This window comes from Pseudomonas agarici, from assembly GCF_001543125.1.
Lineage (GTDB): Bacteria > Pseudomonadota > Gammaproteobacteria > Pseudomonadales > Pseudomonadaceae > Aquipseudomonas > Aquipseudomonas agarici.
In genome coordinates this window covers 4139845-4162673 of sequence record NZ_CP014135.1, presented here as the reverse complement: position 1 = coordinate 4162673, position 22829 = coordinate 4139845, and the positions used below count along the sequence as shown (strand labels likewise).

General features: G+C 60.3%; 20 protein-coding genes and 1 pseudogene. 4 read left to right on the top strand and 17 right to left on the bottom strand.

Annotated elements, in window-relative coordinates; genetic code table 11:
- Positions 1-73: 73 nt before the first annotated feature.
- The 13 genes from AWM79_RS18330 to AWM79_RS18275 all read right to left on the bottom strand — a co-directional run bounded on the left by AWM79_RS18330 (position 74) and on the right by AWM79_RS18275 (position 16143).
- A complete protein-coding gene (locus AWM79_RS18330; RefSeq protein ID WP_060783476.1) occupies positions 74-1090 on the bottom strand; it encodes a class I SAM-dependent rRNA methyltransferase in 1017 nt (338 codons plus the stop codon).
- Between the two features lie 104 nt (positions 1091-1194).
- Complete coding sequence (acs, locus tag AWM79_RS18325; protein WP_060783475.1) at positions 1195-3132, bottom strand: acetate--CoA ligase; 1938 nt, start codon at positions 3130-3132, stop codon at positions 1195-1197.
- Positions 3133-3249: 117 nt separating this feature from the next.
- Positions 3250-4914 (bottom strand): glucose-6-phosphate isomerase, encoded by a 1665-nt coding sequence (gene pgi / locus AWM79_RS18320; RefSeq protein ID WP_060783474.1) that lies wholly within the window; start codon positions 4912-4914, stop codon positions 3250-3252.
- Positions 4915-5240: 326 nt separating this feature from the next.
- Positions 5241-6101 (bottom strand): pantoate--beta-alanine ligase, encoded by an 861-nt coding sequence (gene panC / locus AWM79_RS18315; RefSeq protein WP_060783473.1) that lies wholly within the window; start codon positions 6099-6101, stop codon positions 5241-5243.
- Positions 6098-6898 carry a 3-methyl-2-oxobutanoate hydroxymethyltransferase gene (gene panB / locus AWM79_RS18310; protein WP_060783472.1) on the bottom strand — a complete coding sequence of 267 codons (801 nt, stop codon included), beginning with the start codon at positions 6896-6898 and terminating at the stop codon, positions 6098-6100. The genes panC and panB overlap by 4 nt, the downstream gene beginning before the upstream one ends.
- Before the next feature lie 273 nt (positions 6899-7171).
- On the bottom strand, positions 7172-7654 hold the full coding sequence (gene folK / locus AWM79_RS18305) for a 2-amino-4-hydroxy-6-hydroxymethyldihydropteridine diphosphokinase (protein WP_060783471.1): 483 nt from the start codon (positions 7652-7654) through the stop codon (positions 7172-7174).
- A gap of 4 nt (positions 7655-7658) precedes the next feature.
- Positions 7659-9047, bottom strand: a complete 1389-nt coding sequence (locus AWM79_RS18300) for a polynucleotide adenylyltransferase PcnB (RefSeq protein WP_060783470.1) — start codon at positions 9045-9047, stop codon at positions 7659-7661.
- A gap of 740 nt (positions 9048-9787) precedes the next feature.
- Positions 9788-11221 carry a sigma-54-dependent transcriptional regulator gene (locus tag AWM79_RS18295; RefSeq protein WP_060783469.1) on the bottom strand — a complete coding sequence of 478 codons (1434 nt, stop codon included), beginning with the start codon at positions 11219-11221 and terminating at the stop codon, positions 9788-9790.
- 22 nt (positions 11222-11243) lie between these two features.
- The gene (locus AWM79_RS18290; protein WP_167375435.1) at positions 11244-14198 is read right to left on the bottom strand and encodes a sensor histidine kinase; all 2955 of its coding nucleotides are present in this window, start codon (positions 14196-14198) and stop codon (positions 11244-11246) included.
- Positions 14182-14358: a hypothetical protein gene (locus AWM79_RS25070; RefSeq protein ID WP_003176118.1), complete on the bottom strand. Its 177-nt coding sequence runs from the start codon at positions 14356-14358 to the stop codon at positions 14182-14184. The genes AWM79_RS18290 and AWM79_RS25070 overlap by 17 nt, the downstream gene beginning before the upstream one ends.
- A 78-nt stretch (positions 14359-14436) precedes the next feature.
- Positions 14437-15336 carry a tRNA glutamyl-Q(34) synthetase GluQRS gene (gene gluQRS / locus AWM79_RS18285; protein ID WP_060783467.1) on the bottom strand — a complete coding sequence of 300 codons (900 nt, stop codon included), beginning with the start codon at positions 15334-15336 and terminating at the stop codon, positions 14437-14439.
- Between the two features lie 96 nt (positions 15337-15432).
- Positions 15433-15879, bottom strand: coding sequence for an RNA polymerase-binding protein DksA (dksA, locus tag AWM79_RS18280; RefSeq protein ID WP_017133065.1), 447 nt, complete (start codon positions 15877-15879; stop codon positions 15433-15435).
- 21 nt (positions 15880-15900) lie between these two features.
- Positions 15901-16143, bottom strand: coding sequence for a hypothetical protein (locus AWM79_RS18275; RefSeq protein WP_060783466.1), 243 nt, complete (start codon positions 16141-16143; stop codon positions 15901-15903).
- A gap of 142 nt (positions 16144-16285) precedes the next feature.
- Between AWM79_RS18275 and AWM79_RS18270 the strand changes: the two genes are divergently transcribed.
- Positions 16286-17458: a pyridoxal phosphate-dependent aminotransferase gene (locus AWM79_RS18270; RefSeq protein WP_060783465.1), complete on the top strand. Its 1173-nt coding sequence runs from the start codon at positions 16286-16288 to the stop codon at positions 17456-17458.
- Positions 17458-18165 (top strand): DNA/RNA nuclease SfsA, encoded by a 708-nt coding sequence (gene sfsA / locus AWM79_RS18265; RefSeq protein ID WP_060783464.1) that lies wholly within the window; start codon positions 17458-17460, stop codon positions 18163-18165. The genes AWM79_RS18270 and sfsA overlap by 1 nt, the downstream gene beginning before the upstream one ends.
- A gap of 4 nt (positions 18166-18169) precedes the next feature.
- Here the strand turns inward: sfsA and AWM79_RS18260 are convergent, their stop codons facing one another.
- On the bottom strand, positions 18170-18487 hold the full coding sequence (locus AWM79_RS18260) for a Rieske (2Fe-2S) protein (protein ID WP_017133061.1): 318 nt from the start codon (positions 18485-18487) through the stop codon (positions 18170-18172).
- 108 nt (positions 18488-18595) lie between these two features.
- Between AWM79_RS18260 and AWM79_RS25685 the strand changes: the two are divergent.
- Positions 18596-18735 (top strand): annotated as a pseudogene (locus AWM79_RS25685) (heme ABC transporter ATP-binding protein); the annotation flags it as partial.
- A gap of 179 nt (positions 18736-18914) precedes the next feature.
- The gene (gene deoC / locus AWM79_RS18255) at positions 18915-19706 is read left to right on the top strand and encodes a deoxyribose-phosphate aldolase (protein ID WP_017133060.1); all 792 of its coding nucleotides are present in this window, start codon (positions 18915-18917) and stop codon (positions 19704-19706) included.
- Between the two features lie 515 nt (positions 19707-20221).
- Here the strand turns inward: deoC and AWM79_RS18250 are convergent.
- The 3 genes from AWM79_RS18250 to AWM79_RS18240 all read right to left on the bottom strand — a co-directional run bounded on the left by AWM79_RS18250 (position 20222) and on the right by AWM79_RS18240 (position 22743).
- Positions 20222-20494 carry a TfoX/Sxy family protein gene (locus tag AWM79_RS18250; protein ID WP_017133059.1) on the bottom strand — a complete coding sequence of 91 codons (273 nt, stop codon included), beginning with the start codon at positions 20492-20494 and terminating at the stop codon, positions 20222-20224.
- A gap of 257 nt (positions 20495-20751) precedes the next feature.
- The gene (locus AWM79_RS18245) at positions 20752-21096 is read right to left on the bottom strand and encodes a pentapeptide repeat-containing protein (protein ID WP_060783463.1); all 345 of its coding nucleotides are present in this window, start codon (positions 21094-21096) and stop codon (positions 20752-20754) included.
- Between the two features lie 90 nt (positions 21097-21186).
- A complete protein-coding gene (locus AWM79_RS18240) occupies positions 21187-22743 on the bottom strand; it encodes a bifunctional aminoglycoside phosphotransferase/ATP-binding protein (RefSeq protein WP_060783462.1) in 1557 nt (518 codons plus the stop codon).
- Positions 22744-22829: the final 86 nt, after the last annotated feature.

Below are 22829 nucleotides of genomic sequence, written 5' to 3'. Positions count from 1 at the left end.
GAAGCAATCGCCTTTTTTCATCGCTACTTACGTTGCTAGGTGCATTTCAAGAGACGGGTCTCTGGCGCCATGCCTACAGTTGGAGGATCAGGGTTTTCAACGGAGGTTGTCCGTCCCACGAAGGGAAGTCAGCCGCCGGTGCCAGTACCTGCCAATCGCGTACCGGTCGACCGGCTTTTTCCGCGCAACGCAAGACCTGTTCGCGCCAGTCGTCCAGGCTGACTTTTGCCAGATTGTTGCAGCATATCAGCACGCCATTGTCGGCTGTGGCCAGCAGTGCTGGCTTGAGCAGGCTCTGGTAGTCACGCAGCAGGTCGACGGTGCCGAAGGCACTCTTGGCCCAGGCGGGCGGGTCGAGCAGTACCAGGTCATATTGGCGCTGTCCCAGGCGCGGATAGCTCGGCAGCTTCTGACCGCGACGCTGGGCGATGGGCAGGCCGGCGAGCTGACGGATGGCCGGAAAGTAGTCGGACTGGACGAACTGCATGGCCGGCAGTTGCGGGTTGAGCAAACCGTTCTCGCGGCCCACGGCCAGGTTACCTTCGGCGAAGTCGAGGTTGCAGATTTCCAGGGCACCGCCGGCGGCTGCGCTCAGACCGACGCCGCAGGTATAGGCAAACAAGTTGAGGACGCTTTTGCCCTGGCTGTGCTGTTTGACCCAGCCGCGGGCATCGCGCAAGTCGAGGAATAGCAGTGGATCCTGTCCGGCGTGTCGGCCGCGCACGCGGTAGTTGAGGCCCCATTCGTGGCCGATCAGGTCGGCGAGGGCGCTTTCGTCGGCCCGGTAGACCGGGTCTTCGCGATCGATCCGCGAATGGCCGCGGGAACGGTCGTTGTAGACCAGCAGAGTGTCCAGTTGCAGGTACTGGTTGATGGTCCCGTGCAAGGCGAGCAGCTCTTCGCGCGCCAGTGTCTGGTGGAAGGTCTGTACCAACAGTTGCGGGCCGTAGCGATCGACGGTCAGGCCACCGGCACCTTCCTGGCTGCCGTGGAACAGCCGATAGCAGTCGGTGCCCTGGGTATGAAGTTCGGCCAGCAGGTCCTGGCGACGATCGAGGGCGGCGCGCAGCGCCTTATTCAAGGAAGACATGGAGCGCGCCTTGGGGGATGTGGCGCGGGAGTTTACCAGCCTTCCGGGGATCAGGCCCATGCAGCAAGGTCGGTGGCGGCGAAAGTAGCTTTCGCCGCCACCGGTTATTGATTCAGGCGCTTGTCGATGAGTCCCTCGACCACGCTGGGGTCGGCCAGGGTCGAGGTATCACCCAGGCTGTCCAGTTCATTGCAGGCGATCTTGCGCAGGATGCGCCGCATGATTTTCCCTGAGCGGGTTTTCGGCAAGGCGGGTGTCCACTGGATCAGGTCCGGTTTGGCGAAGCTGCCGATCTCCTGGCTGACATGGGCCAGCAACGCTTTGCTGAGGGCCTCGCTCGGCTCGATGCCTTTAATCGGCGTGACAAAGGCGTAGATGCCTTGGCCCTTGAGGTCGTGGGGGTAACCGACCACAGCAACTTCGGCGATGCTTTCGTGGAGCACCAGCGCGCTTTCCACTTCGGCGGTGCCGATGCGGTGGCCGGAGACGTTGATCACGTCGTCGATCCGTCCGGTGATCCAGTAATGACCGTCTTCGTCACGGCGGGCGCCGTCGCCAGTGAAGTAGTAGCCGGGGTAGGGCTTGAAGTAGGTGTCGAGCATGCGTTGTGGATCGCCGTAGAGGCTACGGATCTGCCCCGGCCAACTGGCCTTGATGGCCAGCACGCCGCTGCCGACGCCGCTGATTTCCCGACCTTGCTCATCCAACAGCACGGGTTGCACGCCGAACATCGGCTGGGTAGCGCAGCCCGGCTTGAGCTGTTGGGAGCCGATCAGTGGCGTGAGCATGATGCCGCCGGTCTCGGTCTGCCACCAGGTGTCGACGATAGGGCAGCGCTGCTCGCCGACCATGTTGAAGTACCATTCCCAGGCTTGCGGGTTGATCGGTTCGCCAACGCTGCCAAGCAGGCGCAGGCTTGCCCGAGAGGTCCGTTTCAGCGGTTCGTCGCCTTCGCGCATCAATGCCCTGAGGGCGGTCGGTGCGGTGTAGAGGATATTGACCTGGTGTTTGTCGATCACCTGCCAGAAGCGTGAGCTGTCCGGATGGCTCGGCACCCCTTCGTAGATCAGGCTGGTGGCGCCGTTCGCCAGCGGGCCGTAGACGATATAGCTGTGGCCGGTGACCCAGCCGACATCGGCGGTGCACCAGAAGACTTCGCCAGGGCGATAGTCGAAGACGTACTGGAAGGTCATCGCCGTTTGCAGCAGATAGCCGCCGGTGGTGTGTAGCACGCCTTTGGGGCGGCCGGTGCTGCCGGATGTGTAGAGGATGAACAGCGGGTCCTCGGCCTCCATCGGCTCGGGCGGGCAGTCATCGCTGACGCCATGCACGGCCTGGTGATACCAGAGGTCGCGGCCTTCGACCCACTGTACCTCGCCCTGGGTTCGCTCCACCACCAGGACGGTATCGACACCGGGGCAACCGAGCAGTGCCTTGTCGACATTCTGCTTGAGCGGTATGTACTTGCCGCCGCGTATGCCTTCGTCGGCGGTGATCACAGTATGGCAGTCGGCATCGAGGATACGGTCGCGCAGGGCATCAGGAGAGAACCCGCCGAACACTACCGAATGGATAGCGCCGATCCGCGTGCAGGCGAGCATGGCGTAGGCCGCTTCGGGAATCATCGGCATGTAGATGCAGACGCGATCGCCCTTCTTCACACCGCGCTTTTTCAGCACATTGGCCAACCGGCAGACGTTGTGGTGCAGCTTGCGGTAGGTGATTTGCGCCGATTCGGCAGGATTGTCGCCTTCCCAGATCAGCGCGATGCTGTCGCCGTGTTCGGCGAGGTGGCGGTCGATGCAGTTGTAGCTGACATTCAGTTGCCCGCCGGCGAACCATTGCGCCTGACCTGTACGCAGGTCCCATTGCTGGACCTTGTCCCAGGGGCGGGACCAGTCGAGAAAACGCATGGCCTGTTCGGCCCAGAAAGTGTCGGGGTGGTCGATGGAGTCCCGGTAGAGCCGCTGGTAGTCGGCCTGGCTCAGTTGGGCGGCCTGGCGCACGGCTTCAGCCTTGGGGTATGTGCTGATATCGAACATGGCGGTTCCTTGTTCTTGTCTGCGACAAACCTAAGGGTGCGCCCTGTAGCGGGAAGGTTCAAGGGGTCAGGGAGAATCGATCGTTCCCGCTTGTGCGGGAACGATCTCAACAACCGGTCAGCCGCGATGACGACCGCGGAAGTAGTTGATCAGCCCCTGGGTCGAGGCATCGTCGGCCAAAGACTCCTCGCTGCCGACCAGGCGATTGTAGACGCCTTTGCCCAGTTCCTTGCCCAGCTCCACGCCCCATTGGTCGAAGGCGTTGATGCCCCAGATCACGCTCTGCACGAAGACCTTGTGCTCGTAGGTCGCCACCAGGGCACCGAGACGACGAGGACTGATACGCTCGACCACCAGCGTGTTGCTCGGACGGTTGCCGGGGATCACCTTGTGCGCTGCCAGTTTCTGCACCTCGGCTTCGCTCAAGCCTTTTTCACGCAGTTCGGTTTCGGCTTCGGCGCGGGTCTTGCCGAGCATCAATGCCTGGCTCTGGGACAGGCAGTTGGCGTACAGCCATTGGTGATGGTCGGCCACTGGGTTGAAACTGACAATCGGCACGATGAAGTCGGCCGGGATCAGTTGGGTGCCTTGGTGCAGCAATTGGTGATAGGCGTGCTGGCCGTTGCAACCGACGCCGCCCCAGATCACCGGGCCGGTATCGGTGGACACCGGGCTACCGTCCTGGCGCACGCTCTTGCCGTTGGATTCCATGTCCAGTTGTTGCAGGTGCTTGGTGATGTTGCGCAGGTAGTGATCATACGGCAGGATCGCGTGGCTCTGCGCACCCCAGAAGTTGCCGTACCAGACCCCTAGCAGGGCCAACAGCACCGGCATGTTCTGTTCGAATGGCGCGTTCTGAAAGTGTTGGTCCATGGTGTAGGCGCCGGACAGCAGCTCCTTGAAATTCGACATGCCGATGGCCAGGGCAATCGGCAGGCCGATGGCCGACCACAGCGAGTAGCGCCCGCCGACCCAGTCCCACATCGGGAAGATGTTCTCTTCGCGGATGCCGAAGGCCACGGCGGCGGCGTTGTTGCTCGATACCGCGATGAAGTGCTTGTACAGCTCCGCCTCGGAACCGCCCTGGGCCAGGTACCAGTCACGGGCGGCACGGGCATTCTTCAGGGTTTCGAGGGTGGTGAAGGTTTTCGAGGAAACGATAAACAGGGTCGTCTCGGCGCGAATCTTCGCCGACAGCTCGTGGAACTCGCTGCCGTCGATGTTCGCCAGGTAGTGGCAGCGCACGCCTTTGTGGGCGTAGGACAGCAACGCCTCGGAGACCAGCTCCGGGCCGAGGAACGAACCACCGATACCGATGTTGACCACATCGGTGATTGGCTTTTCGGTGTAGCCGCGCCACAGGCCATCATGGATTTTCCCGACCAGCTCGGTCATCTGATTGAGCACTTTATGCACATCGGGCATCACATTGACGCCGTTGACCGATAGCTTGTCGCCGACCGGACGGCGTAGCGCGGTGTGCAGCGCCGGGCGACCTTCGGAGGCGTTGACCAGTTCGCCGGCAAACAGCGACTTGATTGCGCCTTGCAGATCGACTTCATTGGCCAGGCCCACCAATAGGTTGCGGGTCTCGTTGGTAATCAGGTTCTTGGAGTAGTCGAGGAACAACCCGCAGCTGCTGAGGGTGAATTGATTGAAACGCTGTGGGTCGGCATTAAAGGCTTCGCGCATGCTGAAGTTGTGCATGTTTTCGCGGTGTTGGTTCAACGCCTGCCAGGCGGGCAGGGCGGTCACGTCGTGAGGAGTGCGGTAGTACGCCATCGCTGCGGATTTCCTTTTACGAGAGCTGCCTGTTGGACATTTGACTTTTTTGGACACCAGAAACCCCGGAAGGTCCTGCTTTTATTCAGTGGCAGTGTCCGACAACCTGCGTCGGTACCTTGGAAGACGCAGCGCGATTACAGTAAACCTCGCGCTGGCGTCTGTCTTGGCTTTGTCTGACCTTTTCTCGATACTTTTTCGCACTCTTGGGGTTCAGGTTCGAGCAGGCCCGATCAAGCGACCTGGGCTGCGAACGCGTCCATTTGCCCATGAGATACTCGGACGGCGACCGTTTGACTCAAGCCTGGAGCTCGGGCAGTCGCTATTCATGCGGGAGTGTCGAGGCTCAAGTGCAGATTGTCGATCAGGCGGGTGGTGCCGAGGAAGGCGGCAACCAGGATCACCACGTCGCGGTCCTGCGCGGTGGCAGGGCGCAAGCTGAGGCCGTGGCGGATTTCCAGGTAGTCCAGGCGCAAGCCGGCACTTTCGATCAACCGGGTATGTTCGGCGAGCAGCTTTGGATAATCACGTTCGCCCTGCTCGATGAACCCGGCGATCTGGCTCAGGCTGTGATACAGCACCGGGGCCGCGGCCCGTTCGGTTTCACTGAGGAAGCCATTGCGCGACGACAGCGCCAGGCCGTCGGCAGCCCGAACGGTCGGTTCACCGATCACCTGGATGGGCATGTTCAGGTCATGCACCAGGGCACGGATCACAGCCAACTGCTGGTAGTCCTTCTGACCGAACACCACCAGGTCGGGCTGGACCATGTTGAACAGCTTGCTGACCACGGTGGCCACGCCTTCGAAATGACCGGGGCGACTGTCGCTACACAGCCCTTCGGACAGGTGCGGGACGCTGACCCGGGTCTGTCCGGCCATACCGTCGGGGTACATCTCCTCGACCGTAGGCGCGAACAGCAGATTGCAGCCGGCCTGGAGCAGTTTCTCCTGGTCGGCGGCGAGAGTGCGCGGGTACTTGTCGAGGTCTTCGTTAGCGCCGAATTGCAGCGGGTTGACGAAGATGCTTGCCACCACGAAATCCACGCGTTGGGCCGCCTTGGTGACCAAGGCGGTGTGGCCGGCATGCAGGTTGCCCATGGTCGGCACGAAGCCGATGCGTTTGCCCTCGCAGCGGGCTCGCGCGACGGCGGCGCGTAGTTCACGGACAGTCTTGACTGTATTCATGCCGAAAACCCGTGTTCGGTGCCTGGAAAGGTGACGGCCTTGACTTCGCTGACGTAGGCGCCCAATGCCGCTTGGATACTGCTCTGGCCGAGCATGAAGTTTTTCACGAATTTGGGCACGCGACCGCTGATGGAGAGACCGAGCATGTCGTGCAGCACCAGTACTTGACCGTCGGTGGCGGTACCGGCGCCGATACCGATGACCGGTACTTTGACTGCTTGGGTGATTTCCGCCGCCAGCTCGCTCGGTACACACTCAAGTAGGATCATGGCGGCGCCGGCCTGCTCCAGGGCGATGGCGTCGGCACGCATTTGCCGGGCCTGGGCTTCACCACGGCCCTGGACCTTGTAGCCGCCGAAGATGTTCACCGATTGCGGGGTCAGGCCCAGATGCGCACAGACCGGTACACCCCGTTCGGCCAGCAGGCGAATGGACTCGGCCAACCAGGCGGCCCCTTCGACCTTGACCATATTGGCGCCAGCCTGCATCAGCAGAGCACTGTGGTGCAATGTCTGTTCGACGGTGGCGTAGGCCATGAACGGCAGGTCGGCGACAATCAATGCGCCCTGATTACCACGCTTGACGCTGGCGGTGTGGTACACGATGTCGTCCACTGTCACGGGCAGCGTGCTGTCATGCCCTTGGGAAACCATACCCAGCGAGTCGCCAATCAGCAGCACTTCAACGCCTGCTGCGCAAGCGGCGTGGGCGAAAGTGGCGTCGTAGCAGGTCAGCATGGCGATTTTCTCACCTTTGTGCTTGAGGCTTTGCAAGGTGGTCAGGGTAATGTCTGGCATGAAAAAATCCTCTTCAGGCTCCGTGCAAATTACTGCGAGTAACGCGCGTGGCTCGTCATTTATACAGGCGCACGTTTTTTTGTCGTGCTTATAAACCTCGATTGCGCTCTTTAACGCCGCAGAGGCGGCAACGGGACGCCTATAGTCGTGAGGAGAACCGGGGAAGTCAATCGGATGTGTTACCGCAATGTTACGCCGGGGGTGTTACCGGTGTAACTGATGCGATTCAGCCAGACTGCCGCATCGGCGCTTTTTTGCGGGAGGGTGACGTTCCTAGCGGGAAAGTCGTTCCAGGCCGACAAACGGGCATTCGCCAAGCAAGTTGCGCAGTGTGCGGCCATCGGCCAGTCGCAGGTCGACGGGGGCCAGTTCTGCCAGCGGATACAGCACAAAAGGGCGGGCCTGCATATGGTAATGCGGAACTTTCAGACGCGGCTCGTCGATCAGCCGGTCGCCGAATAGCAGAATATCGAGGTCCAGCGTGCGCGGCCCCCAACGTTCATGACGCTCGCGACCCTGCTCGATTTCGATGGCCTGCAGTGCATCGAGCAAGGTCAGGGGGGGCAAGAGGCTGTCGAGCGCCGCCACCGCATTGGTGTAGCGCGGTTGGCCGGGCAACAGCGAATCGCTCTGGTAGAACGCTGAGACGCCTACCAGCTCGCTGTCCGGCAGTTGTGTCAGAGCGTTGATGGCATTGCGCAATTGCTCTGCTGGCTCGGCCAGGTTGCTGCCCAGGCCGATATAGACGCGCTCCATCAACTTACTCTTCCGAACCTGCGGTACGCTTGCGCTTGCCGGCACTGCTGCGGCGACGTTTGCGCGGCGCGCCGCTGACGTCTTCCTTGCCGCTGAGGTCGCGGATCATGTCGCGGCGGCCAGCGTCATTGGCGTCCTGATAGTCGGTCCACCAGTCACCCAGGCCGTCGGTCTGTTCACCGGCGGCTTCGCGTAGCAGCAGGAAGTCATAGCCGGCACGAAAGCGCGGATTGTCCAGCAACAGGTCGGCGCGTTTGCCGCTGCGGCGTGGCAAGCGTTCCTGCATGTCCCAGATCTCGCGGATCGGCAGGGTAAAACGCTTGGGGATTGCGATGCGCTGGCATTGCTCGCTGATCAGTTCGTGAGCAGCTTCCTGCATCGCCGGAATGGGCGGCATACCACGGGCTTGCAAGTGTAATACCCGCGTCGGCAGGGCCGGCCACAGTAAGGCGGCAAACAGAAAGGCCGGCGTTACCGGCTTGTTCTGCTTGATGCGCAGGTCGGTATTGATCAGCGCTTGGCTGATCAGCGTATGGGTGTAGTTCGGATTGTGTTCCAGGGCTTCGAAGCTGGCGGGGAACAGCGGTTCGAACAAGTTCAGGTCGACCAGCATCTCGAAGGTGTCGGCGGCATAACCCGAGAGGAACAGCTTGAGCACTTCTTCGAACAGGCGCGCTGAAGGGATCTCGCACAGCATCGGCGCCAGGTCGCGGATCGGTGTCACGGTATGTTTCTCGATACCGAAGTCCAGCTTAGCGGCAAAGCGCACGGCCCGCAGCATCCGCACCGGGTCTTCCTGGTAGCGCTGGGTCGGGTCGCCGATCAGGCGGATCAGCCGATTGCGAATGTCGTGTACGCCGTGGGCGTAGTCGAGGATACGTTCGCTGACCGGATCGTAATACAGCGCATTGATCGTGAAGTCCCGGCGCTGAGCATCGTCTTCGAGGGTGCCATAGACGTTGTCGCGCAAGATTCGCCCGCTTTCGTTACGAGAGGACTGATTGCTGTCTTCCTCGTCGTCGTTCTGCGGGTGATTGGCGCGAAAGGTCGCGACTTCGATGATTTCCCGGCCAAAGTGGATATGCACCAGTTTGAACCGCCGACCGATGATCCGCGCATTGCGAAATTCGGCTCGGATTTGTTCTGGCGTGGCGCTGGTGGCGACGTCGAAATCCTTGGGGGTGATATTGAGCAACATGTCGCGCACGCACCCGCCGACCAGGTAAGCCTGGTATCCGGCGCTCTGCAGACGCTCGACGATGTTCACCGCATACCGGCTGAACTGCGCTTTTTGCAGCGAATGCTGGCCGCTGTTGAGCACTTCAGGGGTGCTGCGTTTGTGTTGCGTTCGACGCAAGGGAGAACGGAATGACTGGAACAGCTTCTTCAGCATGGGATGCACTGTTTGAAGGAATATTCGGCCAACACGAAGAATGACCGCATGATGGGCGCAGATTCTAGCATTTAGTCGAGGGATGGTGTAGGAAGCTGCGCCAGTCAGTGCTGTGCAGTTGCTCGGAGCCTTATGGGGCGGGCCTTAGCGGGTGGAACAGAAGCTTTATGGCAGAAACTACAAGGGGAGCTAAAGCTCCCCCAGAAGTAGTTGCGTGCTCTTTTTTTATTATGGTGACGGGCTTTTGTTTTTGTTGATCGCCCTATGTCACAAGTCTTTTTTGCTTGTGACGTCTCCCAATCGGGAGTCAAGAGCAAACGGATTGCTTTGGTTGCTGTGTTGTCATGATCCAGTGGATCCAACCAGTTCAGGCTCTGCCTTGAGGGCAGTTTTTGTTGTTCTCGGCCTGGTCGTGGGGCAAGCCCCAAATACAACGCCTCTCCAAAAGAATCAGTTAGCTGCGCCTCCGCCGTGTTGTTTTTATTGTGCGTGAGTCGATTCGTCTTATTTTTATTGTCTTGTACATTGCTTGTTATTGTTCTTGTACAAGACATATAGCAGGTGTCGTGCCAACTTTTGTGAGGTCCAGTAAAACCAGGGCTTTCGAGGGCTTTTCGATTTTTCACAGGTACAAAAAACCGGATCTTCGTTACCGATAGACCCGGCTTTTGTTACGCGAAAAAACTGGGGTAACAGTTTTTTCATTTTTCGGGGAGGGGCCTGGAGAACTGAGTCCTCGTTCAGCTTTCGCTGGCCACTCCGGTTTTGCGCCGTGGAATTCCCAGGCGCTGGCGCCGTTCCCACAGGCACTTGCGACTGACTCCGAGTTTGCGCGCCAGCTCGGTCTCGGTCATGTGGTCCTGATGCTCCAGGACGAAGTGCTGGAAGTAGTCTTCCAGCGACAGGTCCTCGGTGGGTTCGTGGCTGGTGTTACCGCTCGTGGTCGGCTGTGGCGCCAGGCCAACGAAATGGTCTTCTTCCAGATCGCTCAGTTCGATGTCGATGCCCAGCAGTTCAGCCGAGATTTCCGGGCTTTCGCACAAAATCACTGCCCGTTCGACCGCATTCTCCAGTTCCCGGACGTTACCTGGCCATGAGTAATGACGGATGGCTTGTTCGGCATCCGGAGCGAACTTTAGATCGGTGCGCCCGACACGGGTACTCTGACGGGTGAGGAACGCCTTGGCGATCTCGTTGACGTCGGCGCCGCGTTCACGTAGCGCCGGCAGTTTCAGGGCGATCACATGCAAGCGGTAGTAAAGGTCTTCACGGAACTGGCCGATCTTGGCCAGGCTCTTGAGGTCGCGGTGGGTGGCGGCGATCAGGCGCACATCGACCTTCTGCGACTGGACCGAGCCGACCCGGCGGATCTCGCCTTCCTGCAATACCCGCAGCAGGCGCGCCTGGGCTTCCAGCGGCAGTTCGCCGATTTCGTCGAGAAACAGTGTACCGCCGTCGGCAGCTTCCACCAGGCCGGCGCGTCCGGCGCTGGCACCGGTGAACGCGCCTTTCTCGTGACCGAACAGCTCGGACTCGATCAGGGTTTCCGGAATGGCCGCGCAGTTCACCGAAATCATCGGGGCCTTGGCGCGTTTGGACAGATTATGCAAAGCGCGGGCTACCAGTTCCTTGCCGGTCCCCGATTCGCCCTGGATCAGCACGTTGGAGTCGGTGGGCGCGACCTTGCGGATCTTGCTGTAGAGGTCCTGCATCGGCGCGCAGGTGCCGATGATGCCGATCTCGCCATTGCTGTTATCAGTGCCTGATTTCTCTGCCGAGCCGGTGCCCTTGGCACCCCGCTCCGCCGGCGCGCCCTGGTTGTGCTGGCGGTCGCGCAGGATGCGGGCCACGGCTTGCAACATCTCGTCGTGGTCGAAAGGCTTGGCGATATAGTCCACCGCGCCCATCTTCATCGAGTCCACAGCCGAACGCAGGCTGGCGTAACTGGTCATGATCAGCACCGGCGTGCCCTGACCGAGCTTGATCAGCTCGGTGCCCGGCGCGCCGGGCAGGCGCAGGTCGCTGACGATCAAGTCGAACGAGGGGATGCTGAAGCGCTCCTGGGCTTCCTGCACCGAGCCGGCTTCGCTGACTTGGTACTGATTGCGCTCCAGCAGACGACGCAAGGCAGAGCGGATAATGGTTTCGTCTTCGACGATCAAAATGTGCGGCATTGATTCGGTTCTCTCGACGGTCTCAGTTCACAGCGGACGTCGCTTCGACGTGACGCGGTAAGGTCACCCGAATACGGGTGCCGCGTTGGCTTTCAGTGTCAGCCGGGCTGTCGATGGTGATTTGTCCATAATGCTCTTCAACGATGGAATAGACTAGTGCAAGGCCCAGTCCGGTCCCTTCTCCAGGATCCTTGGTAGTGAAAAAGGGTTCGAACAATCGGGCCATGATGTTCTTCGGGATGCCACTGCCTTCGTCTTCGACGATCAGATCGACGGTGTGTTCGAAGGCTTCGCTCTTGACCCGTACCGCGCTGCCGGAGGGCGACGCGTCACGGGCGTTGGACAACAGGTTGATCAGCACTTGCGCCAGGCGCTGCGGATCGCCGTCGACCCAATGTTTGGGATCGCACAGATTGAAGAACTGTACTTCAAAATTGCGCCGATTCAGTGCTAGCAGACCAATGGCATCCTGGGCGACCTCGGCCAGGCACACCGGTTCGTCGTTGTGCTGGTGGCCACCGGCGTGGGCGAAGCTCATCAGCGACTGGACGATACGTGAGACGCGTTTGGTCTGCTCGATGATCTGCCCGCTGATTTCGGTGATCTCGCCGTCTTCCTCACGCTCTTCGCGCAGATTCTGCGCCAGGCAGGCGATACCGGTGATTGGGTTGCCGATCTCGTGGGCGACCCCAGCGGCCAGGCGACCGATACTCGCCAGGCGTTCGGAGTGCACCAGCTTGTCTTCGAGCATCTGGGTTTCGGTCAGGTCCTCGACCAACAGCACCAACCCGCTGTTGCCCGGAGCCAACGGCTCGTCGATGGCGGCCTTGTGCAGATTCAGCCAGCGGGTCTGGCCGTCGAGGGCCAGGTGTTGTTTGTGCAGGTGTTCGTCTGGAAGGTTGATAAAACCTTGTAACAATTCTTTCCACGGTTCGCCCAGAGTCCCCAGTCGCGAGCCAACCACCCGTTGCGCGGCAACACCGGTAAGTTCTTCCATGGCTTTGTTCCACATCAGGATCTCCTGGTCCTTGGCCAGCGAGCAGACGCCCATGGGCAGCTCCTGCAATGTCTGGCGGTGATAGCGGCGCAGGGCATCGAGTTCGGCGGCCAACCCGGTCAGGCGCGAGTGATAGTCCTCAAGGCGGCTTTCGATAAAGTGAATGTCTTCAGTGACATAGCTTTCCCCGCCGGACTTGTACGGCAAGAAGGTCTCGACCATGTCCTGTGCCACGCTCGGCCCCATCAGGCCCGACAAGTTGGCCTCGATCCGGTCGCGCAGGCGACGCAGGGCATAGGGGCGTCGTTCGTCGAACGGCAGGTAGAGGTCACGCAAGGCTTGCTCGACCTCCTTCTGCGCGGCCTTGGCCCCCAGCGGCTTGGCCAGTTGCGTAGCGAACTCCTGGGGTGAGGCGGCGTGCAGTTCGCGCCGCTGCGGACGGCGGACGTTGTCTACCGTACAGGCTTCGGCGGCACTGACTTCTTCCGGGCTGGCATTACTGAACAATGAAATCAGTGTGAACATCAGCACATTGGCTGCCAGCGACGCGATGGCTGCCATATGCCAACTGGTATCGTCCAGCACGTAGATCATGTTCAGCAGTGGAATATAGAAATCTTGCAGGTCGCCGATCAGCGGCAACAGCATGGTGACCATCCAGACGATAATCCCGGCCAGCAGGCCGGCGATGAAACCGCGTCGATTGGCCGTTGGCCAGTATAGCACCGAGAGCACGCCCGGAAGGAATTGCAGGGTGGCGACAAAGGCGACGATGCCGAGGTTAGCCAGATCTTGTTCGGCTCCGAGCAGTAGGTAGAAGCCATAGCCGGCCATGATGATCGCGACGATCAGGGCGCGGCGGGTCCATTTCAGCCAGCGGTAGATATTGCCTTCGGCCGGTGGCTGGTAGAGCGGCAGTACCAGGTGGTTCAGGGCCATGCCGGACAGGGCCAGGGTGGTGACAATGATCAGCCCGCTGGCGGCAGAGAGCCCGCCGATATAGGCCAGCAACGCCAGGGCTTCGTTGTGGGCGGCGATGCCGATACCCAGGGTGAAGTATTCCGGGTTGGTGGTGGCGCCCAGTTTCAGCCCAGCCCAGAGAATCAGCGGTACCGCCAGACTCATCAGCAGCAGGAACAGCGGCAGGCCCCAGCTGGCGCTGACCAGTGAGCGCGGATTGAGATTCTCGGTAAAGGTCATGTGATACATATGCGGCATCACGATGGCCGAGGCAAAGAACACCAACAGCAGGGTGCGCCACGGGCCTTCCTGCAAGGGCGTGTGCAGGGCGGCGAGGGCAGTCTGGTTCTGCAACAGCCACAGTTCAAGCTGTTGTGGGCCGTCGAATACCCCGTAGAGGGCATATAGGCCGACACCGCCGATGGCGATTAGCTTGATCACCGATTCGAAGGCAATTGCGAAGACCAGGCCTTCGTGCTTCTCCCGGGTGGCGATATGGCGGGAGCCGAAGAAGATAGTGAACAGGGTAATCAGTGCACAAAAACTCAGGGCCACGCGGTGCTGCACCGGTTCGCGGGTGAGGATGCCGATGGAGTCGGCCACGGCTTGGATCTGCAAGGCCAGCAGCGGCAGCACGCCGATCAACATGAACACCGTGGTCAGCGCGCCGGTCCAGGTGCTGCGAAAGCGGAAGGCGAACAAGTCGGCCAGGGACGACAACTGGTAGGTACGGGTGATCTTCAGGATCGGGTACAGCAGCACCGGCGCCAGCAGGAAGGCCCCGGACACGCCGAGGTAGCTGGACAGGAAACCATAGCCATACTGATAAGCCAGGCCCACGGTGCCGTAGAATGCCCCAGCGCTGGCATAGACGCCCAGCGACAAGGTGTAGGTCAGTGGGTGACGAATGATCGAGCGTGGAATCAGGCCTCGTTCGCTGATCCAGGCCACGCTGAACAGGGCCAGCAGATACGCGGCGCTGATCAGCAGCATTTGGCTCAGGCTAAAGCTCATCGGCATCTTTTTGGCTCTGCAGGATGAAGGTCACGACGATCAGAATCAACCAGAGCAGATAGGGCCGATACCAGGCGCCAGTCGCGTCGATCCACCAATCCATGATCGCTGGCGAGAACAGGTAGATCCCGACTACCAGGAGCAGGACCAATCGATAGATGTACATCCTGGCCTCTCTTTTTCTAGTGGTGTGCTCGAAAACGTGCGGCGATGGTAACGGATGGGTGCCAACCTGCAAGCGCCGTCAGTGCAATTGCGTTTCGGCCAGGGTCGCGACCCTCGGAATCAGTGTGGCCTCCCAATGGCGGATTCCCCAATCGAGGACTTCCCTGGGTGTGGCCTGTTCGAGTGTAGCGGGCGGTGTTTGTCCTAGTGTCCGCAGGGCCCTCATCAGCAACGGAGTGGCCTGATCGCCGGTCAGTGGCGGAGAGCGATAGGACTTGCCTAGCTTGTTGCCATCCGGCTGGATAATCAGCGGGACATGCAGGTAACGCGGCTGTGGTAGCCCTAGCAACTCCTGCAAGTAGAGCTGGCGCGGTGTCGAGTCCAGCAGGTCGGCACCGCGCACGATATCGGTCACGCCTTGCCAGGCATCGTCGAGCACCACCGCCAGTTGGTAGGCGTAGAGCCCATCGCGACGGCGGATCACAAAGTCGCCGACGTCACGACCCAGGTGCTGGCGGAATTGGCCCTGTACCCGGTCCCGGAAGCTGTAGCTCAACTCCGGGACACGCAGGCGGATGGCCGCATTGTCGATATCGTGCCCGAGGTTGCGACACAGACCGGGATAGATGCCGTCATAGGCTTCCAGTGCTTTGCGCGAGCAGGTACAGGCGTAGGCCAGACCCTGGCTGAACAGGCGATTGAGTACGTGGGCGTAGACTTCATGACGATCGCTCTGGCGGATCATTTCGCCGTCCCACTCCATGCCATAACGTTCCAGCGTATTGAGGATCGAGGCCTGGGCGCCGAGGACCTCCCGCGGCGGGTCGAGGTCTTCCATGCGCAGCAGCCAGCGGCCGCCGACCGAGCGAGCATCCAGGTAGGAGGCCAGTGCCGCGACCAGCGAACCGAAGTGCATGTGTCCGCTGGGAGTGGGGGCGAAGCGTCCGATATAAGCGGCTGAGGTGGTGATGGCAGTCATAAGTCGCAGGATACTGAATCCGTAGAGGGCAGTGCCAGAAAATGCAGAAACGAAAACGGAGCGTTCCAACGCTCCGTTCGTTCAGTCCGGCAGGGACTACTTACCGACCTGTTTTTCCTTGATTTCTGCAAGGGTCTTGCAGTCGACGCACATGTCGGCGGTCGGTCGGGCTTCCAGTCGACGAATACCGATCTCGACGCCACAAGACTCGCACCAGCCATACTCTTCGTCCTCGATGAGCTGCAGGGTCTTGTCGATCTTCTTGATCAGCTTGCGCTCGCGGTCGCGTGCGCGCAGTTCGAGGCTGAATTCCTCTTCCTGGCTGGCGCGGTCGGCGGGATCGGGAAAGTTGGCCGCTTCATCTTTCATGTGGTCAACGGTGCGGTCGACTTCCTGCATCAAGTCCTGCTTCCACTTCTGCAGGATCTTGGTGAAGTGCTTGCGCATGGGCTCGCCCATGTACTCCTCGTCCTTGCCTTCGACATAGGGTTCGAAGCCGCTGATCTTTTGCTCAGTGCTTTGCTGCTTTGCTTGGGTGGGCATGAATGGACCGCCTCTACTCTTCTAATCCATTGCGCAGAATTTCAACATCACCGACACCTGCCGGCCCTGCGGCTGCAAGCGGGCGAACTTACCAGATCGAATCAGGGTGCGCCACTCCCGGTTGTCGAGCCTTGTGATGCGGGCCGGGCTCTTTAGTTTCTGGCGATCCTCGACGGCATCTTCATCGGCTAGTATCGTATCAATAGGTTTCACGGTTGTTTCGGCGCCGTGAGGGGTTGATCGATGAGGTGGTTGAATCTTCATTTTAGTCAATCCTGGGCGTATCGTCGCATTGCTTTAACCCGGGACAACCGTGGCATCAAGGTTGTTTTACAGGCTCGCGGGGCCAAGGTTGGGTAGAATCGAATGTTGCCCCCCCCGATCAAGGAACCATCAAGGAAGGCTAATGGCTCAGCCCTACAGTGCGCGTAGCCGCGCGATCGAACCGTTCCACGTGATGGCCCTGCTGGCACGCGCCAATGAGCTGCAGGCGGTCGGGCACGATGTGATTCACCTTGAGATCGGCGAGCCGGACTTCACCACGGCGGAGCCGATCATCCAGGCCGGCCAGGCCGCCCTGGCCGCAGGCAAGACCCGCTACCTCGCGGCTCGCGGCCTGCCGGAGCTGCGTGAGGCGATCGCCGGCTTCTATCAGCACCGGTATGGTGTGAGCGTCGACCCGCAGCGCATCCTGGTCACCCCCGGCGGCTCCGGGGCATTGTTGCTGGCTAGCAGCCTACTGGTGGACCCGGGGAAACACTGGCTCCTGGCCGACCCCGGCTACCCATGCAATCGCCACTTCTTACGCTTGGTGGAGGGGGCGGCGCAGCTAGTACCGGTCGGACCGGAGGTGCGTTATCAACTGACTGGCGAACTGCTGGATCGGCATTGGAACGAAGACAGCGTCGGTGCCCTGGTCGCGTCACCGGCCAATCCAACCGGCACGTTGCTGAACCGTGACGAACTGGCGGGGTTGTCGAGGGCGATCAAAGCGCATAATGGCCATCTGGTGGTCGATGAGATCTATCACGGTCTGACGTATGGCTGCGACGCCGCCAGTGTGCTGGAAGTCGACGATAGCGCCTTTGTCCTTAATAGCTTTTCCAAATATTTCGGCATGACCGGTTGGCGCCTGGGTTGGCTGGTGGCGCCACCCGAAGCCGTGGCCGATCTGGAGAAACTGGCGCAGAACCTCTACATCAGCGCGCCGAGCATGGCTCAGCATGCTGCTCTGGCATGCTTCGAGCCGCAGACTCTGAGCATCCTCGAAGAGCGTCGCGCCGAGTTCCGCCGTCGTCGGGATTTCCTTCTGCCTGCGTTGCGCGAACTCGGGTTCGGGATCGCGGTGGAGCCTGAAGGGGCCTTCTATCTGTATGCGGATGTCAGCGCCTTTGGCGGCGATGCCTTCGCGTTCTGCGAGTATTTCCTCGAAACCGAGTATGTGGCGTTCACTCCGGGACTGGATTTTGGTCGTCACCTGTCCGGCCAGCATGTGCGTTTCGCCTACACCCAAAGCCTGCCGCGATTGCAGGAAGCGGTGGAGCGGATTGCCCGTGGCCTGCGGAGTTGGCAAGGCTGATGCATTTTTCCCCCGCGCTCGAAGAAGGACGGCTGATCAGGCGCTACAAGCGATTCCTGGCAGATATCGAAACCGCCTCTGGCGAATTGCTGACGATCCACTGCCCCAATACTGGCTCGATGCTCAACTGTATGGTTGACGGTGGGCAGGTCTGGTTCAGTCGCTCCAACGACCCCAAGCGCAAATTGCCCGGCACCTGGGAAATAAGCCAGACCCCTCAAGGGCGGCTGGCGTGTGTCAACACGGCGCGGGCCAATCCGCTGGTTGAAGAAGCCTTGCACGCCGGACTGATCGTCGAACTCAACGGCTTTACCGGGCTCAAGCGCGAGGTCGCTTATGGCCAGGAAAACAGCCGGATCGACTTTCGCCTGGACTACCTAGCGGAGTCGGCGTTTGTCGAGGTAAAAAGCGTCACCCTCGGCTATAACGGAACAGCTGTGGCCGCCTTTCCAGATGCGGTCACCCAGCGTGGCGCCAAGCATCTGCGCGAGTTGGCCAGCTTGGCCCGGGAAGGCGTGCGGGCAGTGCAACTGTATTGCGTCAACTTGACGGGGATCGAGGCGGTGCGGCCGGCCCGGGAGATCGATCCGGCCTATGCCGATGCGCTAGGCGAGGCGGTGGCCGCTGGCGTCGAGGTGCTTGCCTATGGGGTCAGCCTCAGCGTGGAGCAAGTGCGGGTTGATCGGCGTTTGCCGGTGCTGCTCTGACGGCTCAGGCCTGGACCCAGATGCCCTCGGCATCTTCCCGGCAGGGCAGCGCCAGCAGCGACTGTCCGACACAAGGCCCTGCCACACATTCGCCGCTTTCGATCAGGAACAGTGCCCCATGGGTGGCGCACTGGATCAGGCTGGCACTGGCGTCGAGAAACTGGTCGGGTCGCCATTCCAGCGCAATGCCCCGATGCGGGCAGCGATTCTGATAGAGATACACTCGACCTTCGCGGCGTACCGCGAGCACCGGCCTGCCATCCACTTCGAAACCACGGCTGCTGTTGTCGGCGAGGGTATGTGACGTACAGAGAAACTTCATGTTGATCCTTTGGCAGCCTGTCTTGCCTTTAAAAGGGCCTGAGTGGTTAGTTCTGTGAGGCAATTTCGGCGCCACAAGCCCCTGAGCGGCGTTACTGACCGCTTGTGACTCTTGGAAATGGGACGCCCACATGCCCTTGACTTCCCTGAGCAGGTCCTGCGGCCCGACATGCTCAACGCGGTGTGCGGTCTGGAAGCACCGTGCTGCCTCATCCGGAGCGTGGTCATCCGCTGATCATCGCGCGCTGACACCGCTCATATAGAGAATCTTCCTATTTTGATGTAGTCCAGGTCCTTGTCTTTGGCTCGCTGTGATTTCGTTCGGATCAGTCCTTTATTGTATCGGCTGCGCGTGTTTCGCGTCGTCTGAGGGTTTGAACTTCAGATGATTTGTCACGTTGATGCAATGATCGGATGTGGGAGCAAACATGAAGCAGATTAATCGAGCGGATCAGCAACTGGCGCGTCAGGCTATCGGCCTGCTCGACCTGACCTCTTTGAACAATGATGACGATGCCGAGCGAATCATCTCGCTCTGCCGGCGGGCCGTGACGCCCTTCGGGCCTGTAGCGGCGGTCTGTGTCTTTCCACGCTTCGTGACCCTGGCCCGCAAGACGCTGGACAAGCTCAATGCGCCAGGGATACGGGTGGCCACGGTGGCCAATTTTCCCTATGGTGGGCCGAATGTGGCGGCGGCTGTCTCGGAAGTGGAGGCGGTACTCAAGGCCGGCGCGGACGAGGTGGACCTGGTCTATCCCTATCGTTCGCTATTGATGGGCGATACACAGACAGGCAGGACCATGGTTTCGGCCTGCCGCGAATTGTGCGCGGGCCGGGCCAGGCTCAAGGCGATTTTGGAAACCGGCGAGCTGCGCGATCCGCAAATGATTCGCCTGGCCAGCCAGGACGCGATTGCCGCTGGCGCCGATTTTCTCAAGACCAGCACCGGCAAGGTCCTGGTCAACGCCACGGAGCAGGCTGCGCGGATCATGCTTGAAGCCATAGCGGAGCGGGGTGGGCAGGTGGGCTTGAAGGTGGCGGGCGGGATTCGTACCTTCGATGACGCACGAACCTACATCGAGTTGACGAACGCCCGTTTCGGCGAGAATTGGGTCAACGCCGATCACCTGCGCCTGGGCGCCTCGGGGCTACTGGACGAATTGCTGGCACAACTGGAGTGGTCGGCGATGCCTCCGACAAAACGCCGTGGCCGGCACTGAGTTTTCTCCGGGATCGGACCTGGGAGCGCCTTTGGTAGACCATCCCCTGGCTTGCGAGGCCGTGCCCGCAGCGGTTTTTCTCGACCGCGCCATTGATCAGCGTGCTCATCTCAGGATTCACCCGGATCAGCCGTATCCAGGCGAACGCTCATTGCCGGGCAGGCAAAAAAAGACCCGGCAAAAAGCCGGGTCAATAACCGTGATTAGCCTGATGAGGAGATAATCTGAGCGTCCGAACCAAGGACCTTCCAGAAAATCCAACCGATCTTGCGATCAGTTGTGATAATCATAACGATTATCATTTGTAAGTCAATAGGTTTTTCTCGACCGTCCGTCGCCGACGCTTATCAGGCCATTGGGCCATGTCGCAGAGGTCCTGGGTCTGTGCGACCTCAAGCGCTCCGCCACAGGGCGGCAGACCTTCCAGTCATCGAATGGGCATGCTCTGCGGGCGATTGATCAATTCATCGGCGTGCATCGGTGACGCCCGATAGATACATGACAAAGCTGCACAATCAATTCCTATGCCGTGACGATATTGCTTCCAGTTGTCTATTCAAGGCTTCTTTGCGCTCTAGCGGGATGTCATTCCAGTGAATGTCCATCAGCGCGCCCTCGATGGCGTACAGCAGCACTTTCGAGGCCCTGAATCCGCGGGTTTTTACTGCTCGATAGGCATCCACTGCCCCTAATCGACGTAGATCCGATGCGCTGTGGATACCCACAGCGTGCAGCCATTGCGCCGACGTCTTGCCAAGATTCTTCAGGTGTTGCAGTTCATCGTTCATCAAGCCTCCTTGCGATGGCCGAACGCTGCGTTAACGAGAGTAGGCAAGCCTAAAAAGAGTGTAGCGGTCAGTAGGAAAAGCGTGGTTCTTTGGTCGGCTTGTGCGCAAAAGCTTCTAAGCCCACGCTATGGACTACACAGGCTCGGCGTTTTTGAGTCGGTCGCAGAAGGGGGAAAACACTGCCTGCCGTTGTCCAGGGCAGCAACCGGCACCGGACTTCAGCGTTTGCAGCGGCGACCTTATGCAGGCCGGAGCAGTTACTTCGGATCGTAGCGCAGACGTGTGCCGAATTGCACGGACATCAGGATCTCGGCAGCCTTCAGTTGTGTCGGAAAGTAGGCCCCGGAGATCTGCGCGTGTGCCACGCTGGCACCTTCCAGTATGGCGTTTTGGAAGTTCACGCCGCGCAGATCGGCGGAGCGGAAGTAGGCGTCGGTGAAATCGATGCCGTTAGCGTTCAGTTCGCGCAGGTCGAGACCGCGGAAGTCGCCGCCACGCATGTCGATCTGGCCATCCTTGGGGCGGGCTTTATTGAAACCGGCAATGTCATCTTTGTGCAGCAAGGCAAACAAAGCGGAGTCGAGAAGCTTGGGATGGCTCATGAGGCGTCTCCTGTAGGATTTATGACGCCATTATAATGCCACTATGCTTCAGCCGTGAAGCCATTGCGGCTTCGCGGCTGAAATAGTTTTTTACAGACCTGGCAGGCGCAGGCGAATTTGCGCAATCAGGGTGTCGAGGCTGCTGCTCTCGTTGGTTTGCACGCGTTTGCTCCGCGAAGTTTCATCGGCATCCAGGGCTTCGCGAGTGGCCTGTTGGGCGGCGATGACTTCCAGGGTCGCATCGGAAGGATCGATGGCGTCTGCCTGGCGCTGGGTCAGCCAGCTCTCGATGACCGCCTGGGGAGCGTCGCAATCGAGGATCAGGCAGGGCGCACCAGTGGCTTCGGCAACCTTGGCGGCAGCGTCGCGCTGGCCGCGCTTGAGGTAGGTGGCATCGATCACCACCGGGAAACCGGCGCGTAGGATGATGTCGGCGATTTCATGCAGGCGCTGATAGGTCTGTGCGCTGGCATCCTGGCTGTAAATGCCGTTCCCCAGCGCCTTGGTGCCCTGCTGTTCACCGAACAGGCGCTTGCGCTCGACATCGGAACGCAGGCGCAGCGCGCCCAGAGCCTCGACCAGGTGCATGGCCACATGGCTCTTGCCGACCGCCGACACCCCATGAGTAATGGCCAGGAAGCGCGACGGGATGGTGCTGTAGCTTTCCGCCAGGTTGGCGTAGTTGCGGTACTGGCGCAGGGCGATGGCCCGTTGTACGGCGGTGGCGTCCGGCGGCATGCTGAACAGCGCGACCTTGGCGCGGACCAGGGCACGGTAGGCTTTGTAGAAGTTCAACACCTCCAGGCCCTGATAATCACCGGTTAGCTCAAGGTACTGGCTGATGAAGCGTCGGGCCAGGCACTTGAGACTGCGGTCTTCCAAGTCCATGGCCAGGAAACCGATGTCGGCATAGACGTCGGTGAAACGGAACGGTTCATTGAATTCGATGCAGTCGAAGATCACCACGTTGTCGTCGATGACGGTGGCGTTGCCCAGGTGGATATCGCCATGGCATTCGCGGATAAAGCCTTCGGCCTTACGTTGGGCGAACAACGGCTTGAGGCGTTCGAAGCTGGTCTCGGCCCAGGTTTGCAGGGCCTCGAGTTGCAACAGGTCGGGCTTGTCCTGGAGGAACGGACGAATCTGCTCGAAATTCTGCCGCACCGGGTCCATGACCGCTTCTGGAGTACCTTGGTAGTGATCGTTCGGCACTTTCGGTGCGTTCTGGTGGAAGCGGGCGATTTGTTGCGCCATCTCGTCGATATGCCGGGTGGTCAACTCACCATTGGCCTGCAAGGTGCTGAGTAGCTGGCTTTGCGGGAACTGGCGCATTTTCAACAGGTATTCGAAGGCCGGGCCATCGCCGCCCAATTGCGGGGACTCGACAGTGCCGGTGACTGGCAGGACTTCCAGGTACAGGTCGTCGGTCAGGCGTCGGTTCAGGCGTAGCTCTTCCGCGCAGAAGTGTTCGCGGCTGGACAACTCGGTGAAGTCGAGAAAGCCGAAATTGACTGGCTTTTTGATCTTGTAGGCATAGGGCCCGGTGAGCAGGACCCAGGAAATATGGGTTTCGATGAGCTGGAATCCTTCTACCGGATGGGGGTAGAGGGCCGGGTTTTGCAGGGCGGCGATCAGGGACTGGCTCACGGGGCGATCCTTCAACGTTCGGAAAATTCAAGGCCGCTATTATGGCTGCTCGGGCGGGTGCTGCAAACCGTTGGAGCGTGCATGTT

Excerpts from the sequence above, each read along its gene's own strand:
- AWM79_RS18330 (WP_060783476.1), bottom strand. The coding sequence starts at position 1,090 with ATGTCTTCCTTGAATAAGGCGCTGCGCGCCGCCCTCGATCGTCGCCAG.
- acs (WP_060783475.1), bottom strand. The coding sequence starts at position 3,132 with ATGTTCGATATCAGCACATACCCCAAGGCTGAAGCCGTGCGCCAGGCC.
- pgi (WP_060783474.1), bottom strand. The coding sequence starts at position 4,914 with ATGGCGTACTACCGCACTCCTCACGACGTGACCGCCCTGCCCGCCTGG.
- panC (WP_060783473.1), bottom strand. The coding sequence starts at position 6,101 with ATGAATACAGTCAAGACTGTCCGTGAACTACGCGCCGCCGTCGCGCGA.
- panB (WP_060783472.1), bottom strand. The coding sequence starts at position 6,898 with ATGCCAGACATTACCCTGACCACCTTGCAAAGCCTCAAGCACAAAGGT.
- folK (WP_060783471.1), bottom strand. The coding sequence starts at position 7,654 with ATGGAGCGCGTCTATATCGGCCTGGGCAGCAACCTGGCCGAGCCAGCA.
- AWM79_RS18300 (WP_060783470.1), bottom strand. The coding sequence starts at position 9,047 with ATGCTGAAGAAGCTGTTCCAGTCATTCCGTTCTCCCTTGCGTCGAACG.
- AWM79_RS18295 (WP_060783469.1), bottom strand. The coding sequence starts at position 11,221 with ATGCCGCACATTTTGATCGTCGAAGACGAAACCATTATCCGCTCTGCC.
- AWM79_RS18290 (WP_167375435.1), bottom strand. The coding sequence starts at position 14,198 with ATGCCGATGAGCTTTAGCCTGAGCCAAATGCTGCTGATCAGCGCCGCG.
- AWM79_RS25070 (WP_003176118.1), bottom strand. The coding sequence starts at position 14,358 with ATGTACATCTATCGATTGGTCCTGCTCCTGGTAGTCGGGATCTACCTG.
- gluQRS (WP_060783467.1), bottom strand. The coding sequence starts at position 15,336 with ATGACTGCCATCACCACCTCAGCCGCTTATATCGGACGCTTCGCCCCC.
- dksA (WP_017133065.1), bottom strand. The coding sequence starts at position 15,879 with ATGCCCACCCAAGCAAAGCAGCAAAGCACTGAGCAAAAGATCAGCGGC.
- AWM79_RS18275 (WP_060783466.1), bottom strand. The coding sequence starts at position 16,143 with ATGAAGATTCAACCACCTCATCGATCAACCCCTCACGGCGCCGAAACA.
- AWM79_RS18270 (WP_060783465.1), top strand. The coding sequence starts at position 16,286 with ATGGCTCAGCCCTACAGTGCGCGTAGCCGCGCGATCGAACCGTTCCAC.
- sfsA (WP_060783464.1), top strand. The coding sequence starts at position 17,458 with ATGCATTTTTCCCCCGCGCTCGAAGAAGGACGGCTGATCAGGCGCTAC.
- AWM79_RS18260 (WP_017133061.1), bottom strand. The coding sequence starts at position 18,487 with ATGAAGTTTCTCTGTACGTCACATACCCTCGCCGACAACAGCAGCCGT.
- deoC (WP_017133060.1), top strand. The coding sequence starts at position 18,915 with ATGAAGCAGATTAATCGAGCGGATCAGCAACTGGCGCGTCAGGCTATC.
- AWM79_RS18250 (WP_017133059.1), bottom strand. The coding sequence starts at position 20,494 with ATGAACGATGAACTGCAACACCTGAAGAATCTTGGCAAGACGTCGGCG.
- AWM79_RS18245 (WP_060783463.1), bottom strand. The coding sequence starts at position 21,096 with ATGAGCCATCCCAAGCTTCTCGACTCCGCTTTGTTTGCCTTGCTGCAC.